The organism is Streptomyces sp. NPDC048370 (assembly GCF_043200825.1).
In the GTDB taxonomy this organism is placed as follows: Bacteria; Actinomycetota; Actinomycetes; order Streptomycetales; family Streptomycetaceae; genus Streptomyces.
In genome coordinates, this window is sequence record NZ_JBICYI010000017.1 from 129,514 (window position 1) to 146,628 (window position 17,115).

The following is a 17,115-nucleotide window of genomic DNA, read 5'->3' on the forward strand; positions in this document are numbered from 1 at the left end:
CGCGCGGCTGGCGGGGGCCCCGATGTAGCGGCGTCAGCCCTCCGCGGGGACCGGGGTGGGGCCGAGGTCCAGGGTGGGGCCGGGGGTCGGGTCCGGGGCCGAGCCGGGGGCCGGGGGCACCGTCGTCGACGTGCCGTCCTGCCGCTCCGGCAGCAGCGCCAGAACCGCCTGCCGATGCGCCTCGCTCGTCGCGTCGTCGTACGGGTCCGGCGTCGCCGGCACCTGCAGCCGCAGCACGGGACCCGTACCGAGGCGGGCGTACCCGCGCCCCGGCGGGACGACCGGAGTCGGTGTCGTGTGCGGTCCGACACCGAGGACCGACTCGATCGCGGCGGGGGACGCGGGGCCGAGGACGACCCGGGCGCGGGTGTGCGTCCGTACCGTCTCGCTCAGCGTGTCCACGCTGTCGAACTGCTCCGCCACCACCACCGTGACCTGCGCGGCCCTGCCGTGCCGCAGCGGCACCTGGAGGAGGTCCTGCGGGTCGGGACGCCCGTCGGCCGCCGCCAGGTGACCGAGGACGCTCGGCCGGTCGAGGAGGATCCACAGCGGGCGCCGGGTGTCGTCGGGCGCGGGACGGCCCGCCTGCCGGGCCCGGTTCGCGGCGATCAGCCGCCGCTCGGTCTCGTGCGCCGCCCACTCCAGGCTCGCCAGCGCGCCCGTGAGACCGCACTCGACGGCCAGGACGCCCGCACGGCCGGTCAGACAGGCGTACTCGCCGGTGCCGCTGCCCTCGATGATCAGCACATCGCCGTACGGCAGGGTCTGCAGGGCGATGGAGCGCAGCAGCGAGGTCGTGCCGCTGCCGGGCTGGCCGACCGCGAGCAGGTGCGGCTCGGTGGAGCGCGGGCCCGTCCGCCAGAGCACCGGGGGCGCGTCCTCCTCCCCGTCGGCGGCGACGACCGGCACCGTCCGCCGGACGGCGTCCGCGTCGGTGAAGCCGAGGACCGTCTCGCCCGGCACGGTGACGAACCGCTGGGCGGCGATCGTGGTGGGCAGGGCGGGCAGCACGCTCATGACGAGCTGGTTGCCCTCCTCGTCCCAGTCGAAGAGGTACTCCCGGCCGCGCCCGGACTTGGCGTGCAGGAGCTGTTCGATCCGGGCCCGGGAGGCCGCCTCGCCGTCCGTGAAATACGCGGGGTAGCGGATGCGCAGTTGCGTGAGGCGCCGGTCGTCGTCGAAGGCGAAGTCCCCGAAGGCGCCGCTCCAGTCGCCGCCGTGGGCGAAGAGGGGAGCCGGGTCCTCGGGGACGGAGAAGTACGGCACCAGCGCCTCGTAGAGGCCCTTGAGCCGCTCGACCTCGGCGTCGTCGGGCCCGGTCTTGACGACCGGGCGCTCACGGCCCGTCCAGGCGGCCGCGCCCATCACCGAGACGAGGGCGAGCAGCGGACCGTACGGGACGAGCGCGACGACGAGGACGCAGGCCGCGACCAGGAGCAGCGTGGGACCGCGCCGCTCCTTGGGGGTCGCGGCCCACTTGGCGCGCGCGGTCGCGGCCAGCTTCCGTAGACCACGCGTGATGGTGATCAGCGGATGGAGCACATCGGTGGCGCTGTCGGCGGCCGTGCGCGCGATCTCTCGACTGCGAGCGATCCGGTCGCTGCCGCTGGTCAGAATGCGGGGGAGTGGTCGCCGGGCCACGTCGTACTCCTGGAGTTGTGGAAGGGACTGTCGGAGGTCAGAACTTGATCCCGCCCAAGAGGCTGGCGAGGCTCTGGCCGCCCGCGGTGATGCTCGGGGCGATGGCGGTGCCCGCGAGGTAGAAGCCGAACAGCGCACTGACGAGGGCGTGGGACGCCTTCATCCCGTCCTTCTTGAAGAACAGGAAGCAGATGATGCCGAGCAGGACCACACCTGAGATGGACAGGATCATGAGGGGTTCTCCTGGTTGAGGGGACAGTCACCATGAGTCCTTCCAGGTTCACAGCAAGTATCTATGCGATTAAAGGTGCATATGGGTGAAAGTCGGGCGATTTCACTTGACTGGCGGACGCGGGGGGCTTGCCCGAGTGGCGAAATGCGCGGAGCGCGCTAGCGCGGGCGGTGTTTCGTGAGCCCGGGTGGGCTGGATGGCGGGGGCCTGGGAGGGGTTGAGGATCAGTTGGGGTTGAGCCGGGCTCAGCTGCGGTTGAACCGGGGTTGAGCTGCGGTGATCTTTGCCGTGGACGCCTCGCGTCATGTCCCCGGACGGGCAGTACCCTGTCGATTCACTCGTACGGCTGCGCTTGCCGTGCGCGGATCAAGATTCACGGTTTCAGGGTTCCCAGGAACGAAAGGCGGGTACGTCGGATGAGCGAGACTCCGGACCCCGAGGTCATCGAGCTGGCGAGCAAGGTCTTCGACCTGGCGCGCACCGGGGACGCCGAGGCGCTGGCCGCCTACGTCGACGCGGGCGTCCCGGCGAACCTCACCAACGACCGGGGCGACTCCCTCGTCATGCTCGCCGCCTACCACGGCCACGCCGACGCGGTCGCCGCCCTGCTGGCCAGGGGTGCCGACGCGGACCGCGCCAACGACCGCGGCCAGACCCCGCTCGCGGGTGCCGTCTTCAAGGGCGAGGACGCCGTCGTCCGCGCGCTGATCGCCGGCGGCGCAAATCCGGAAGCGGGGACTCCGTCTGCGGTGGATACTGCTCGGATGTTTGGGAAGGCAGAACTCCTGGAGCTGTTCGGCACCCAGTGACGCCCCGGTGAAGATCCGGGGTGAGATCTGGGTGAACGGGCACTGAACCCCAGGTGAGAGCGGTGTCGTAAATGTGGTCGCGGTGGCGAAATGGCTGGGTCATCATGACGTCGGGCCCGCAAGGGGCCACCGACGAGAGGCAGAGGAAGATGGTCAACACCAAGCGAAGGACGACGGGCGGCCCTACATGTTGCTGCGCGGCTTAGCGATCAACAGTCCCCGGTACTTCACCCGGTACTTCCCGGTCGTGTCGACAGCTTGATGTGAGGCGTCTTCCATGTTCGATCCAGTCATAGCGCCGAGCGGCACCCTGCTCGGCCTGCTGCAGAGGGGCCGCGGCGACGGCACCCTGCACGCGCTCGCCGCACCACGTGCCGAGGCCCTCGCGGCCCTGAACCACTGCGTTCTCAGCGACCCCCGCCACGACTGGCAGGTCGAGAACCGCTCCCTCTACTACGCACGGCTCTACCTCGACCTCGCCGGCGGGCTCGAGGAGATCGAGGCCCACCTCTTCGGCGCCGAGGACCACCTCGACACCGAGGACAACCGGACCGGGCTCGCGCTCGCCGTCCTCGGCCACCTCGCCTCCTACGGACGCCAGGACGCCCTGACGCTGCTCCGGCAGTACGCCGCGACCGGCACCAACTGGGCGTGGGCCCTCGACGAGCTCGCGCTGCGCGACGACGACACCGGACTGCGCTCGCTCGCGCTCCCCGTCCTCGCCCGCTTCCCGGCCGGCGCGGAGGGCGACGCCGAGCTCGCGACCGCCGTACGGGACGCCTTCGAGCCCCGGCCGTGGCGACTGTGGGCCGAGGACCAGCGGGACGCCGTGGGCGCCCGGGTCAGGGCCGCCCAGGAACGGGGCTCCTTCGACCGCTGGCAGCGCCAGATGCGACCCAGCGGGCCCCGCCCCGGCTGGAGCGTCCAGGCGGTCTTCGACTGGGCCCAGGAGGGTTTGGAGCGCGGCGCCGAGCTGCACGGGCCCGCCGCGCGCTGCCTGACCGCCGTCGCGGGACCTGAGGACCGGCCGCAGATCGTCGAGGCCGCCCGCAGCGGACCCGACGGGGCGCGCTGCGCCGCCCTGCACTACCTCGCCGAGTCACAGGACCCCACCGTCCTCGACCTGATCGAGGCCGCGGCCGGCAGTGACTCCCGTACGGTCGCCGAGGTCGCCGTCGCCGCGTTCGAGCGGATGTGCGGCGAGCCCGCCGTCGACCGCGCCCGGGGCTGGGTCCACCGGCCCGACGCCCTCGGTGCCGCCGCGGGCGCCGTCCTCGCCTGCCGCGGCGGGGCCCAGGACTCCCTGCTCGTCCTCGGCGCCCTCCGCGAGACCGTCCGGGCCGAAGGCCCCGACGCCACCGCCCTCTACGCCCTGGTCGACGGCACCGGACGCCTCGGCATCGGCTGTGCCGCGCCCGTGCTGCGCCACGTCTACCGCGAGACCGCCTCCTCCCAGCTCCGCGGCAGGACCGCCCGCGCCCTCGCCGCCACCGACCCGACTTTTCCGACGGGCTTCGCCGTCGAGTGCCTCTGGGACTGCGAGGAGACCACGCGCGAGGTCGCGGCCCTGCACGCGGAGACGGGCGACGTCCGCGTCGCGGACCGCCTGCGCCGCCTCGCCGCCGACCCGGCCGAGGAGGCCGAGGTACAGACAGCGGTCCGCAACCGCATAGGCCCGGACCTCCAGGTCTGACCCGGCGCGCCTGACGGACGGCACGGGCGCCCGCCGAGGGAGTGGCGGGCGCCGGGGGCTGTGCGGTTTACGGGGGATGCCGGGATCCGGGTGCCGGCGCTGTGCGGTTTCGCGGCGGGTGCCGGGGGTCTCGTCGACCCCCCTGTCGGGCCCGCGTGGGACGCCGGTTCGCCGGGTCGCCGGTGGTCGGGGCAAACGCTCATGGGACGTTCCCCGCGCGTCCAGATCCCCGTCGGCGGGAACACGCCGGACGCGACGACAACACGGGTATGCGTGTCGTCATCGTCACCGAATCCTTCCCACCCGATGTCAATGGTGTGGCGCACTGCGCCCAACAGACCGCGCGCCACCTCGTCCGCCGCGGACATGACCCGCTCGTCATCGCCCCGGCCGTCGCCGGAGCAACCGACACCCCGGACGCCGACGCCCCCTGCCCCGTCGTCCGCGTCCCGTCCCTGCCCCTCCCCGGCTACCCCCAGGTGCGCGTCGCGCTCCCCAGCCGCCGCCTCGCCACGGCCATCGCCGCGCACCGGGCCGACGTCGTCCACCTCGCCGGCCCCTTCGTGCTCGGGGTGCGCGGGATGGCGGCCGCGACCCGCCTCGGACTGCCCGCCGTGGCCGTCTACCAGACCGACCTCGCCGGATACGCCCGTACCTACATGGGCGCGGGCGAAGGCGCCGCCTGGCGCCGGCTGCGCGCCGTCCACGGCGCCGCCGACCGGACCCTCGCGCCGTCCACCGCCGCCGCCCGCGACCTGGAGACGCACGGCATCGGCCGTATCCGGCTCTGGCGGCGCGGCGTCGACACCGTCCGCTTCCGTCCCGAGCTGCGTGGCGACGAGCTGCGCCGCGCACTCGCCCCGAACGGGGAATTCCTCGTCGGCTACATCGGCCGCCTCGCCCCCGAGAAGCACGTCGAACTGCTCTCCGGCGTCTGCGGCCTGCCCGGCATACGGGTCGTGGTCGTCGGCGACGGCCCCAGCGAACCGGCCCTGCGCGCCGCGCTGCCCGGCGCCCTGTTCCTCGGCCGCCGCACGGGCGACGACCTGGCGAGGATCTTCGCCTCGCTCGACGTCTTCGCCCACACCGGCCCGTACGAGACCTTCTGCCAGACCGTCCAGGAGGCGATGGCCAGCGGCGTACCGGTCGTCGCCCCCGCCGCCGGCGGGCCCCTCGATCTCGTCGACCACCGCAGGACCGGTCTCCTCGTCCCGCCGGACGACACCACCGCCCTACGGGACGCGGTGGCCTCCCTCGTGGAGGCACCGGCTCTGCGCGCCGCCTACGGCCGTGCGGGCCGGACGGCCGTCGAGGGCCGGACCTGGGAGGCCGTCGGCGACGAGCTGATCGGCCACTACCTGGAGGTCCTGCGCGAGCGGACGGCGGTGGCGGCATGAGAGGCCCCGCGACAGCCCGGCCGCTGCGCATCGTCCGGCTCGCCAACTTCGTCACCCCCACCTCGGGGGGCCTGCGCACCGCCCTCGAACAGCTCGGTCGCGGCTACCTCGCCGCCAGGCACGAGCCCGTCCTCATCGTCCCCGGCCACGTGGAGAGCGACCGCGTCACCGACCAGGGGCGGATCATCACCCTGCCCGGGCCCGTCCTGCCCGGCACCGGCGGCTACCGCGTGCTCGCCGACCGGCGCCGCGTCCGCCGGATCCTGGAGGAACTCGCCCCCGACCGCATCGAGGTCTCCGACCGCACGACCCTGCGCTGGACGGGCGAGTGGGCGCGGCGCGCCCGGGTGCCCTCGGTGATGGTCTCCCACGAGACCGCCGACGGCGTCCTGCGGACCTGGGGCGTACCGGCGGCCGCCGCCTCCCGCGCCGCCGACCGGCTCAACCGCCGCACCGCGTGGGCGTATTCGCGGATCGTCTGCACGACGGAATGGGCGGAGCGGGAGTTCGTACGGATCGGGGCGAGCAACGTCCTGCGCGCGCCGCTCGGCGTGGACCTGGCGCGCTGCCGCCCGGGGCGGCACAGCGCCGCTCTGCGCGCCGAGCACGCCGGCGGGGAGGGGGTGCTGCTGCTGATGTGCTCGCGGCTCTCCGTGGAGAAGCGCCCGGGCACGGCCCTCGACGCCCTCGCCCACCTCCGGGGCCAAGGGGTCAGGGCCGTGCTCGTCGTGGCCGGTGAAGGGCCGCTGCGCGGCGCGTTGGAGCGGCGGGCGCGGGAGGAACGGCTCCCGGTCCGCTTTCTGGGGCACGTGGCCGACCGCGAGGCCCTGGCCGACCTCCAGGCCTCCGCCGACCTGTGCCTGGCCCCCGGCCCCGCCGAGACCTTCGGTCTCTCGGCGCTTGAGGCCCTCGCCTGCGGCACGCCGGTCGTGGTCAGCGCCTCCTCGGCGCTCCCGGAGGTCATCGGCGACGCGGGCGCCTGCGCCACGGACGACCCGGCCGACTTCGCCGCCGCCGTCCGTACCCTGCTCGACCGCCCGGATCCGGTCCGCCGCGCGGCGGCACGCGCGCGTGCCGAACTCTTCGGCTGGGACCGCTCGATCGCCGCCTTCCTCCACGCCCACGACGCGGCCCCGGCCACGATCCTCGTTCCGCCGCAGGGGGTGCGGACATGACCACGACGGTCCCGCCGACGGCGGACAGCCCGGAGTCCCTGGGGAAGCCGGAGAGCGCAGCCGGCTCGGCCGCCCCGGCAGCGGGCGCCGCTCGGATATCGGATCCAACTGCCCGGACATTGGATCCGACCGGCCGGACATTGGATCCAGACGCTCGGACATCGGATCCAGCGGTCTGGACATCGGATCCAATACTCGATCCGGGCACTGCCTCCACACCCGAGACCGGCCACGCGCTCGTGGACGCCATCCCCGCCCCCCGGCGGGAACCCGGAGCCGATCCGCGGACGCCCGCGCCGGTGCGGTTCGCCGTACTGGGGGACTCCCTCAGCGAGGGCGTCGGCGATCGGGTCGACGGCGCCTGGCGCGGCTGGGCGGCCCTGCTCGCCGAGGGCCTCGCCGGGCACGGGCAGCGGATCGAGTTCCGGAACCTCGCGGTCAGCGGGGCGCAGAGCCGGGAGGTCGCCGAGTGCCAGGCCCCCGAGGCGGTGGCGTTCCGGCCCGGCCTCGCCTCCGTCGTCGTCGGCGTGAACGACACCCTCCGCCACACCTTCGACATCGAACAGCTCGCCCGCCGCCTGGACCGCGTCTGTGCGGACCTCACGTCGAGCGGGGCCGTCCTCCTCACCGCCTGCCTGCCCGACCCCGGCCGGATGCTCGCCCTCCCCGCGCCGCTCGCCCGCCCGCTCGCCCGGCGCCAGAAAGCCGTCAACACCCTGGTCCACGCGCTCTCCGCCCGCTACGACGCCGTCCACCTCCACCTCGCCGACAGCACGTGGACCGACGACCGGACCCTGTGGAGCGCCGACCGGCTCCATCCCGGCGAGCGCGGCCACCGGGCGATCGCCGCGCGCTTCCACGACCTCCTGGTCGCCCGGGACCTCGCCCACGGCACACCGCCCTCGCCCGACCCCCAGCAGCCGCCGCCCACCCGTACGGAAGCGGTCCTCTGGCTCGCCACCGCCGGCACCGGCTGGGTGCTGCGGCGCTGCCACGACCTGCTGCCCCAGCTGCTCCACCTGGCGGGCGCCGAGCTGCGGCACCGGGCGCGCGGCACCGACGCCCGGCTCGACCGGAAGGCCGAACAAGCCCTCGCGGCCGCCCTCGCGGCCGTGTCGCTGGACGCTCCGGTGGCCACAATGGGGGAATGACCGGGCGCTGGGAGTTCTGGATCGACCGAGGCGGCACGTTCACCGACATCGTGGGCCGGCGGCCCGACGGACGGCTCGTCACCCGCAAACTGCTCTCCCACGACCCCGCCCGTCCCCGCGACGCGGCCGTCGCCGGGATCCGCCTCCTCCTCGGGCTCGGTCCCGACGATCCCGTCCCCGCCGACCGGGTCGCCGTCGTCAAGATGGGTACGACCGTCGCCACCAACGCCCTCCTGGAGCGGCGCGGGGAACCGACGGTCCTCGTCGTCACCGAGGGCTTCCGGGACGCGCTGCGGATCGCGTACCAGAACCGGCCCCGGCTCTTCGACCGCCACATCGTGCTCCCCGAGGCCGTATACGAACGCGTCGTCGAGGTCCCCGAACGGGTCGACGCCCAGGGCCGGGCGGTCCGCCCCCTCGACGAGGACGCCGTCGCCCAGGCGCTGCGCGCCGCCCACCGCGACGGCTACCGCTCCGCGGCCGTCGTCCTCATGCACGGCTACCGCAACCCCGCCCACGAGAGCCGGGTCGCGGCCCTCGCCCGCGCGCTCGGCTTCACCCAGGTCAGCTGCTCCCACGAGGTCAGCCCGCTGATCAAACTCGTCCCCCGCGGCGACACCACCGTCGTCGACGCCTACCTCTCCCCGATCCTGCGCCGGTACGTCGACGAGGTGGCCCGTGAACTCGCCGGTATCCGACTCATGTTCATGCAGTCCAACGGCGGTCTGCGCGAGGCCGCCCACTTCCGGGGCAAGGACGCCGTCCTGTCCGGACCGGCCGGCGGCGTCGTCGGCATGGCCCGCACCTCGGGACAGGCCGGGTTCGACCGGGTCATCGGCTTCGACATGGGCGGCACTTCCACCGATGTGTCGCACTACGCGGGCGAGTTCGAGCGTGAACTCGGTACACAGGTCGCGGGCGTCCGGATGCGCGCCCCGATGATGAACATCCACACCGTCGCGGCGGGCGGCGGCTCGGTCCTCCACTTCGACGGCAGCCGCTACCGCGTCGGCCCCGACTCCGCGGGCGCCGTCCCCGGCCCCGCCTGCTACGGCCGGGGCGGGCCGTTGACGGTCACCGACGCCAACGTGATGCTCGGTCGCGTCCAGCCCGCCCACTTCCCCGCCGTGTTCGGACCGGAGGGCGACCAGCCGCTCGACGACACGGTCGTACGGGAGAAGTTCACCGCCCTCGCCCGGGAGATCGCCGACGGCCGCACGCCCGAGGAGGTCGCCGCCGGCTTCCTGGAGATCGCCGTCCTCAACATGGCCAACGCCGTCAAGAAGATCTCCGTCCAGCGCGGCCACGACATCACCCGGTACGCCCTCACCAGCTTCGGCGGCGCCGGCGGCCAGCACGCCTGCGCCGTCGCCGACGCCCTGGGCGTCGACACCGTCCTCGTACCGCCGCTGGCCGGTGTCCTCTCCGCGTACGGCATCGGGCTCGCCGACGCCACCGCCATGCGGGAGCAGTCGGTCGAGGCCGAGCTCGACGCGGAGGGGACGCACGCGCGCGTGACGGAGCTGTGCGCCGAACTCGCCGAGCGGACGACGGATGAGTTGCGCGCCGACGGACTGCCCGACTCCGCGATCACCACCCACGCGCGCGTGCTCCTGCGCTACGCCGGCACGGACGCGAGCCTTCAGGTCGACCTCGCCGACGCCGAGCGGATGCGCGAGGCTTTCGAGGAGGTCCACCGCGCGCGGTACGCCTTCACCATGGACCGGCCACTCGTCGTGGAGGCCGTCTCCGTGGAGGCCGTGGGGCTCGCGGGACCTCACGGTCCCGTACTCGTCGACGCGGGCGCAGGGGACACCGGGAACGCCGGGAACGCCGGGAAAGGGGACCGGGACCCCGCGCCCCGGGCGACCGTACGGATGCACAGCGGTCACCAGGCCGCCGAAACCCCGCTGTACCGGCGGGAGGACCTGCGCCCCGGCGACACCGTCACCGGACCCGCCATCCTCGCCGAGGCCGACGCCACCACCGTCGTGGACCCCGGCTGGCAGGCGAAGGCAGGCGACGGCGGACACCTCGTCCTCACCCGCGCCACGCCCCGCCCCGCGCGCGTGGCGGTCGGTACGGACGTCGACCCCGTCCTCCTGGAGGTCTTCAACAACCTCTTCATGGCGATCGCCGAGCAGATGGGCGTACGCCTGGAGAACACCGCCCACTCCGTCAACATCAAGGAGCGACTCGACTTCTCCTGCGCCCTGTTCGACCCCGAGGGCAACCTCATCGCCAACGCCCCGCACATCCCCGTCCACCTCGGCTCGATGGGCGAGTCCATCAAAGAGGTGCTGCGACGCGGCGGCGACTCCCTGCGGCCCGGCGACGTCTACGCCATCAACGACCCGTACCACGGGGGCACCCACCTGCCGGACGTCACCGTCGTGACCCCGGTCTTCGACGAGGCGGGCCGTGAGCTGCTCTTCCTCGTCGCCTCGCGCGGCCACCACGCCGAGATCGGCGGCATCACCCCCGGCTCCATGCCCGCCTTCAGCCGGACCGTCCACGAGGAGGGCGTCCTCTTCGACAACTGGCTGCTCGTACGGGACGGTCGACTGCGCGAGGACGAGACGCGGGACCTGCTCACCGGGGCCCGGCACCCCTCCCGCGACCCGGACACCAACCTCGCCGACCTCCGCGCCCAGATCGCCGCCAACGAGAAGGGCATCGAGGAACTGCGCGCCATGGTCGGCCAGTTCGGCCTGGACGTCGTCCACGCCTACATGCGGCACGTCCGCGCCAACGCCGAGGAGTCCGTACGACGGATCGTGGCCGGTCTCCGGGACGGCTCGTACCGCTACGAGACGGACGGCGGCGCGGTCGTCCAGGTCGCGGTCCGCGTCGACCGCGAACGGCGCTCCGCCGTCCTCGACTTCACCGGCACCTCGCCGCAGCTGCCCGGCAACGCCAACGCCCCCACCTCCGTCGTCATGGCCGCCGTCCTGTACGTCTTCCGGACCCTCGTCGACGACGACATCCCCCTCAACAGCGGCTGTCTGGAGCCCCTGGACGTCCGCGTGCCGCCCGGCTCGATGCTCGCGCCCACCTACCCGGCCGCGACCGTCGCCGGGAACGTGGAGACCTCCCAGGCGGTCACCGGCGCCCTCTACGCGGCCCTCGGCGTCCAGGCGGAGGGCTCGGGCACGATGAACAACCTGACCTTCGGCAACGCGCGCGTGCAGTACTACGAGACGGTCGCGAGCGGCTCAGGCGCGGGGGAGGGCTTCGACGGGGCCGACGCCGTCCAGACCCACATGACCAACTCCCGGCTCACCGACCCGGAGATCCTGGAGTGGCGCCACCCGGTCCGGGTGGACTCCTTCGCCGTACGGAAGGACAGCGGCGGGACCGGCCGGTGGCACGGCGGCGACGGCGTCGAACGCCGGATCCGCTTCCTGGAACCGATGACCGTGACCCTGCTGACCGGCCACCGCCGCGTCGCGCCGTACGGAATGGCGGGCGGGGAGCCGGGGGAGCTCGGCGAGAACCTGGTCGAACGCGCCGACGGCACGGTCGAGCACCTCGGCGGGGTCGACACCACCGAGGTCGCCCCGGACGACGTCCTCGTCCTGCGGACACCGGGCGGCGGCGGATACGGCACCCCTGCCGCCACCACCGACGGCCGGGACCCCGACGCTCCCGGCCCGGGCGGCGGCTGCGCTCCGGTCGAGTCCTAGGTCGCGTCCGGAGAAGCGGTTCCGTCCGCGGGCCCCGTCGCCGTGCGTGACGTCACGCGGCGTCGGTGGACGGCGGTGGAGCGCAACGCGAAGACGCACCACACGGCCACCGTCGCCAGGGCGGCCGCGGCCATCCCGATCAGTACGGGCGTCTCCGGCCGCCAGCCCAGGGAGAGGCGCGTGCCCAGGAGGGTCAGCACGCCGGCGATCCGCCCCGGGGCGTACAGCGGCACCCGCGCGGCCGTGGCGCGCAGAACGGCCGCCAACGCGAGGCCGACAGCGGTCCAGAAGAGCAGGTACGGCCAGGGCGACCCCGGAGCGGTGGACGGCAGCCCGTACGGGTCGAGGCCGATGGGGAAGAGGCCGGTCGTCCACCCCAGGGCCACACCGCCGGCGGTGATGCCGACCACCCACAGCGTGTGGCGCCACAAAGGGCCTGGCCGCAGCGGCTCTTCGGGTTCTTCCTCGGGCAGGGACGGGGTGAGGTGTTCGATCACGCCCACGAGGACGCGGTACGACGGCGGCACGTTGCCTCGACGGGGGATCAGGACAGCCCCGTACGCGGCTTCGCCGCTCAGCGGACCGGAACGAACCGCACCACCGTCCCCGGCGCCGCCTGCGACGCGGCCGCGAGGTCCGCCTCCCGTACGACCGCGACCACCGGATAGCCGCCGGTCGTGGGGTGGTCGGCGAGGAAGACCACCGGGCGCCCGTCCGGGGGCACCTGGACCGCGCCCAGGACCATGCCCTCACTGGGGAGCTCGGCCGTCACCGCCCGTTCGAGGGGCGGCCCCTCGGTGCGCAGACCGATCCGGTTGGTGGCCGGGGAGACCCGGTACGCGCGCGTGGCCAGGGTGCGCAGCGCGGCCGGGGTGAACCGGTCGTGGCGCGGCCCCAGCCGGACCCGGAGGACGAGTTCGTCCGCCGGACCCGGCCAGGGGGGAGCGTCGACCCACCCCCGTGGGGCCGACTCCGCTCCCAGCGGCAGCACGGCCCCGTCCGCCAGGGGCGCCGGGCCGAGCCCGGACAGCAGGTCGGTGGAGCGGCTGCCGAGGACGGGTTCGACGACGAGCCCGCCGCCGAACCCGACGTACGCGCGCAGGCCGCGGGTGGCCGCGCCGACGTCGAGGAGCGCCCCCGCCGGCACCCGTACCGTCGTGCCCCAGGCGACCGGCCGGCCGTCCACGGTGACCGGGCACGGCGCGCCGCCCACGGCCACGGTGATCGGGCAACGCGGCCGCACCGCACACCCGTTGACCGTGGTCTCCAGGACCGCCGCGTCCTCCGGATTGCCCACCAGACGGTTCACCAGGCGTGCGGCGCCCGGATCCAGCGCCCCGGAGCGGGGCACGCCCAGGTGCGCGTACCCGGTCCGCCCCAGGTCCTGCACGGTGGTGAGCGCTCCGGCCCGAACCACCGCGAGAGCACGATCGGTCACCGGCTTTCCACCACGAAGCGCACCCGGGCGCCGGGCGTGAGCAGAGCGGCGGGCTCGCGGTCCGCGTTCCACAGCACCACCTCGGTGGAGCCGATCAACTGCCAGCCGCCGGGGGAGGAGCGCGGGTACACCCCCGTGTACGGCCCCGCGAGCGCGACCGATCCGGCCGGGACGGACGTACGCGGAGTCGCCCGGCGCGGCACCTGGTACTGCTCGGCGAGCCCGGTCAGATAGCCGAACCCCGGCGCGAACCCGCAGAACGCCACCCGGAACTCGGTGGCCGAGTGGATCCGCACCGCCGTCTCCACGGACACCCCCCAGAGCGCGGCGACCTCGGCCAGATCGGGACCGTCGTAGCGGACCGGCACCTCGACCGCCCGCTCCACGCGCGCGTGGAGCGGCGGAATCGTCCACTCCCGCAGCTGCCCCGCCAACAGGTCCGGCGCGTCCACCCCGTCGAGCAGTACCGTCCGCGCCGCCGGCACGATCTCCCGTACGGACGCCAGGGCACCGCCCGCGCGCCGCCGCAGCAGCTCGGCGTGGAACGCCTCCGTCTCCGTGCCGCTCCCCAGCTCGACGAGCAGCGCCCGCTCGCCCACCCGGTACACCCGCCGAGCCTTCATGCGAAGGCCTCCACCCGCACACCGGTGGCCTCCAGTTCCGCGCGCACCCGCCGGGCGAGACCGACCGCGCCCGGGGTGTCGCCGTGCAGGCACAGCGAGCGCGCCCGCACGGCGACGGACCGGCCGCAGTGCGCGGTGACGACCCCGAACCGGGCCATGGACACCGACCGTTCGACGACCTCGGCCGGATCGGTGACGACGGCCCCCTCCTGCCCCCGTGGCAGCAGGGAACCGTCGGCCGTGTACGCCCGGTCGCCGAACGCCTCGACCACCACGGGCAGCCCCGCCTTCCCGGCCGCCTCGTGGAGCCGCGAGCCGGGCAGCCCGAGCACCGGCAGCGCACCACCCGCGAGCAGCACCCCGTCGACGACCGCCGCCGCCTGGACCTCGTCACGGACCACCCGGTTGTAGAGCGCGCCGTGCGGCTTGACGTACGCGACCCGCGCCCCGGCCGCCCGTGCGAAGACGTCGAGCGCGCCGATCTGGTACGCGATCTCGGCCGCAAGCTCCTCCGCCGGCACGTCCATCGATCGCCGGCCGAAGCCGGCCAGGTCCCGGTAGGAGACCTGGGCCCCGATCGTCACGCCTCTCGCGGCCGCCAGCTCGCAGACGCGGCGCATGGTGACCGCGTCCCCGGCATGGAAGCCGCAGGCCACGTTGGCGCTGGTGACGACGGAGAGCAGCTCCTCGTCGTCCGTGAGCGTCCACCGGCCGAAGCCCTCTCCGAGGTCGGCGTTGAGGTCGATCGAGGCCCAGGTCATGGTCGTTCCCTTCCGTCACGGGCGGTGGTGCGGTGGTGCGGTGGTGCGGGCGGTGCGGTGGTGCGGCGCGGCGCGGGCGGCTCAGGCCGCGACGCGGTGATCGGACTCGCGCACATCGGTGACCGCGGTCGTCATACGAGTTCCTTTCCGCGGGTCTCCGGCAGGCCGAGCAGCGCGAGGACCGCGAGGCCGTAGCCGATCGCGCCGAAGACCAGCGCGCCGCCGACGCCCCAGCTCTCGGCGAGGAAACCCACCAGCGTCGGGAAGACCGCGCCCACCGCGCGCCCGGTGTTGTACGTGAAGCCCTGACCCGTGCCCCGTACCGCCGTCGGGTACAGCTCGGCGAGGAAGGAGCCGAACCCGCTGAAGATGGCCGACATGCAGAAGCCGAGCGGGAATCCGAGGACGAGGAGGAGCGTGTTCGCCCCGGACGGGATGTTCGTGTACGCGAGGACGGACAGCGCCGACAGGGCGGCGAAGAGCGCGATGTTCTTCTTCCTCCCGAGCCGGTCCGTGAGGTATCCGCCGGTCAGATAGCCGATGAAGGCCCCGGAGATCAGGAACGCCAGATAGCCGCCGGTGCCGACGACCGTGAGCCCCCGCTCCGTCTTCAGGAAGGTGGGCACCCAGGTGGCGAGGGTGTAATAACCGCCTTGCACACCGGTCGAGAGCAGCACCGCGAAGAGCGTCACGCGCAGCAGCGACGGCTTGAAGATGGCCGTGAACGAACCGCGTTCGGCCGAGCCGCGCCGGATCTCGGCGGCCTGCGGGGCGTCCTCGACGTTCCGTCGGACGTACACGACCAGGAGCGCGGGCAGGGCGCCCGTCCAGAACATGACCCGCCACGCGGTGTCGGCGTCGACGAACGCGAAGACCAGGGTGTACACGATCACCGCGAGCGCCCAGCCGGCCGCCCACGCGCTCTGGATGCCGCCGAGCGTACGGCCCCGGTGCTTGGCGGAGGCGTACTCGGCGACCAGGATCGCCCCGACCGCCCACTCGCCGCCGAAGCCGAGGCCCTGGAGGGCCCGGAAGACCATCAGGGTCTCGTAGTTGGGCGCGAAGCCGCACAGGACGGTGAAGAGCGCGTAGGTGATGACCGTGATCATCAGCGCTTTCACGCGGCCGATGCGGTCGGCCAGGATGCCGGCGAGCGCGCCGCCGATCGCCGAGACGACCAGGGTGACCGTGGTCAGCAGGCCGGTCTGGCCCTTGTCGAGGCTGAAGTAGGCGGCGATGGCCACCATCGAGAGCGGCAGGGTGAAGAAGTCGTAGGAATCCAGGGCGTATCCGCCGAACGCGCCGCCGAAGGCGCGGCGGCCGCGCGGCCCGAGGGCGCGCAGCCAGGCGAACGCGCCCGTGTCGTCGGGCTGTTCGCCCTGGGTCTGCTGCTGGGTCTGTGTCGTGCTCATCTGCACCTCGCAGAGGGGGAGGAGCGTGCCTGAGAGACGTACTGAAGGACCGTGCGGTGTCGTCAAGGTAGGGGATTGTTGAACGATCCGACAAGAGGTGTGTCGTCACGTTCTTGTTTCCGGGAAGGACCTGCGATTGACTCGGCGGCGTACGACGAGAGGGATGAGGCGCGGTGGGCGGAATCGGCGGAATCGGTGAACTCGGCGAACTCGCCGACGACCGGGCGCTGCTCGGGCGGACCAGCACGGCGGAACGCGTGGCGGACATCCTGCGCACCCGGATCGCCGAGGGCTTCTTCCCGCCCGGCACCCGGCTCTCCGAGGACGGCATCGGCGGCGCGCTCAAGGTGTCCCGCAACACCCTGCGCGAGGCGTTCCGCCTCCTCACCCATGAGCGGCTGCTCGTCCACGAGCTCAACCGGGGCGTCTTCGTCCGGGTCCTGGCCGTCGAGGACGTCGACGACATCTACCGCACCCGCCGGCTCGTCGAGTGCGCCGTCGTCCACGGCCTGGGGGAGCCGCCGTTCGCCGTGGACGGCCTCGTCGCGGCGGTCGCGGAGGGTGAGGCGGCGGCCCGCGCGGAGGACTGGAAGGGCGTCTCCACCGCCAACATCCACTTCCACCGCGAACTGGTCGCCCTGGCGGGCAGCGCCCGCACCGACGAGCTGATGCGGGGCGTCCTCGCCGAACTCCGCCTCGCCTTCCACATCGTGGACGACCCGCGCGGGCTGCACGAGCCCTATCTCGTACGAAACCGGGAGATTCTGGAAGCCTTGCGCACCGGAGAGCGGGCGAGCGCGGAACGCCTCCTGGCCCGCTACCTCGAGGACTCCCGCACTCGGATCGTCGAGGTGTACGCGAAGGCGGTCGACGAACCGGAGCGGGCGGACGCCTGAGGGGGCGGTGGCCTAAGGGGGCGCCTGAGGGGGCTGGGCGGACGGTGGCCTGAGCGGGTCGCCTGACGGGCTGGGAAGGCGGTGGTCCGAGCGGGTGGGTGCCGCGCCCGGGCGCCGTCACGCGCGCCCTGCCCGGCGCCCGGCGCGGGCGCCCCGCGCTACCACGATCTCCTGCCCGACGGGGTCGTATCTGCGCCGTTT

Annotated in this window: 14 protein-coding genes; 7 read left to right on the forward strand and 7 right to left on the reverse strand. The window is 73.8% G+C overall.

Annotated elements, in window-relative coordinates; translation table 11 throughout:
• Positions 1–33 precede the first annotated feature (33 nt).
• Together ACGFYP_RS30125 and ACGFYP_RS30130 are read right to left on the reverse strand one after the other, a co-directional pair.
• On the reverse strand, positions 34–1,641 hold the full coding sequence (locus ACGFYP_RS30125; protein WP_393500145.1) for a hypothetical protein: 1,608 nt from the start codon (positions 1,639–1,641) through the stop codon (positions 34–36).
• Between the two features lie 37 nt (positions 1,642–1,678).
• Positions 1,679–1,873 (reverse strand): hypothetical protein, encoded by a 195-nt coding sequence (locus ACGFYP_RS30130; RefSeq protein WP_046907412.1) that lies wholly within the window; start codon positions 1,871–1,873, stop codon positions 1,679–1,681.
• 416 nt (positions 1,874–2,289) lie between these two features.
• Here ACGFYP_RS30130 and ACGFYP_RS30135 point away from each other — a divergent pair, with 416 nt between their 5' ends.
• The 6 genes from ACGFYP_RS30135 to ACGFYP_RS30160 all read left to right on the forward strand — a co-directional run bounded on the left by ACGFYP_RS30135 (position 2,290) and on the right by ACGFYP_RS30160 (position 11,784).
• The gene (locus ACGFYP_RS30135) at positions 2,290–2,682 is read left to right on the forward strand and encodes an ankyrin repeat domain-containing protein (protein WP_393500149.1); all 393 of its coding nucleotides are present in this window, start codon (positions 2,290–2,292) and stop codon (positions 2,680–2,682) included.
• 277 nt (positions 2,683–2,959) lie between these two features.
• Positions 2,960–4,375: a HEAT repeat domain-containing protein gene (locus tag ACGFYP_RS30140; protein WP_393500153.1), complete on the forward strand. Its 1,416-nt coding sequence runs from the start codon at positions 2,960–2,962 to the stop codon at positions 4,373–4,375.
• Between the two features lie 269 nt (positions 4,376–4,644).
• Positions 4,645–5,772: a glycosyltransferase family 4 protein gene (locus ACGFYP_RS30145; RefSeq protein ID WP_393500156.1), complete on the forward strand. Its 1,128-nt coding sequence runs from the start codon at positions 4,645–4,647 to the stop codon at positions 5,770–5,772.
• The gene (locus ACGFYP_RS30150) at positions 5,769–6,947 is read left to right on the forward strand and encodes a glycosyltransferase (protein WP_393500159.1); all 1,179 of its coding nucleotides are present in this window, start codon (positions 5,769–5,771) and stop codon (positions 6,945–6,947) included. Before ACGFYP_RS30145 ends, ACGFYP_RS30150 begins: the two co-directional genes overlap by 4 nt.
• Before the next feature lie 299 nt (positions 6,948–7,246).
• A complete protein-coding gene (locus ACGFYP_RS30155) occupies positions 7,247–8,098 on the forward strand; it encodes an SGNH/GDSL hydrolase family protein (RefSeq protein ID WP_393500162.1) in 852 nt (283 codons plus the stop codon).
• The gene (locus ACGFYP_RS30160) at positions 8,095–11,784 is read left to right on the forward strand and encodes a hydantoinase B/oxoprolinase family protein (protein WP_393500165.1); all 3,690 of its coding nucleotides are present in this window, start codon (positions 8,095–8,097) and stop codon (positions 11,782–11,784) included. The genes ACGFYP_RS30155 and ACGFYP_RS30160 overlap by 4 nt, the downstream gene beginning before the upstream one ends.
• Here ACGFYP_RS30160 and ACGFYP_RS30165 read toward each other — a convergent pair.
• The 5 genes from ACGFYP_RS30165 to ACGFYP_RS30185 form a co-directional block, all read right to left on the reverse strand.
• Positions 11,781–12,287 (reverse strand): hypothetical protein, encoded by a 507-nt coding sequence (locus ACGFYP_RS30165; RefSeq protein ID WP_393500169.1) that lies wholly within the window; start codon positions 12,285–12,287, stop codon positions 11,781–11,783. The two genes, ACGFYP_RS30160 and ACGFYP_RS30165, sit on opposite strands and share 4 nt — an antisense overlap.
• A gap of 71 nt (positions 12,288–12,358) precedes the next feature.
• Entirely contained in the window at positions 12,359–13,222 is an 864-nt protein-coding gene (locus ACGFYP_RS30170) for a biotin-dependent carboxyltransferase family protein (protein ID WP_393500172.1), read from the reverse strand.
• The gene (pxpB, locus tag ACGFYP_RS30175) at positions 13,219–13,845 is read right to left on the reverse strand and encodes a 5-oxoprolinase subunit PxpB (protein WP_393500175.1); all 627 of its coding nucleotides are present in this window, start codon (positions 13,843–13,845) and stop codon (positions 13,219–13,221) included. The genes ACGFYP_RS30170 and pxpB overlap by 4 nt, the downstream gene beginning before the upstream one ends.
• Positions 13,842–14,606: a LamB/YcsF family protein gene (locus ACGFYP_RS30180; protein ID WP_393500178.1), complete on the reverse strand. Its 765-nt coding sequence runs from the start codon at positions 14,604–14,606 to the stop codon at positions 13,842–13,844. The genes pxpB and ACGFYP_RS30180 overlap by 4 nt, the downstream gene beginning before the upstream one ends.
• 131 nt (positions 14,607–14,737) lie before the next feature.
• Complete coding sequence (locus ACGFYP_RS30185) at positions 14,738–16,018, reverse strand: MFS transporter (protein WP_393500181.1); 1,281 nt, start codon at positions 16,016–16,018, stop codon at positions 14,738–14,740.
• Positions 16,019–16,191: 173 nt separating this feature from the next.
• On the opposite strand from ACGFYP_RS30185, the gene ACGFYP_RS30190 reads away from it, so the two are divergent.
• On the forward strand, positions 16,192–16,914 hold the full coding sequence (locus tag ACGFYP_RS30190) for a GntR family transcriptional regulator (RefSeq protein WP_393500184.1): 723 nt from the start codon (positions 16,192–16,194) through the stop codon (positions 16,912–16,914).
• The last annotated feature ends 201 nt before the right edge of the window (positions 16,915–17,115 follow it).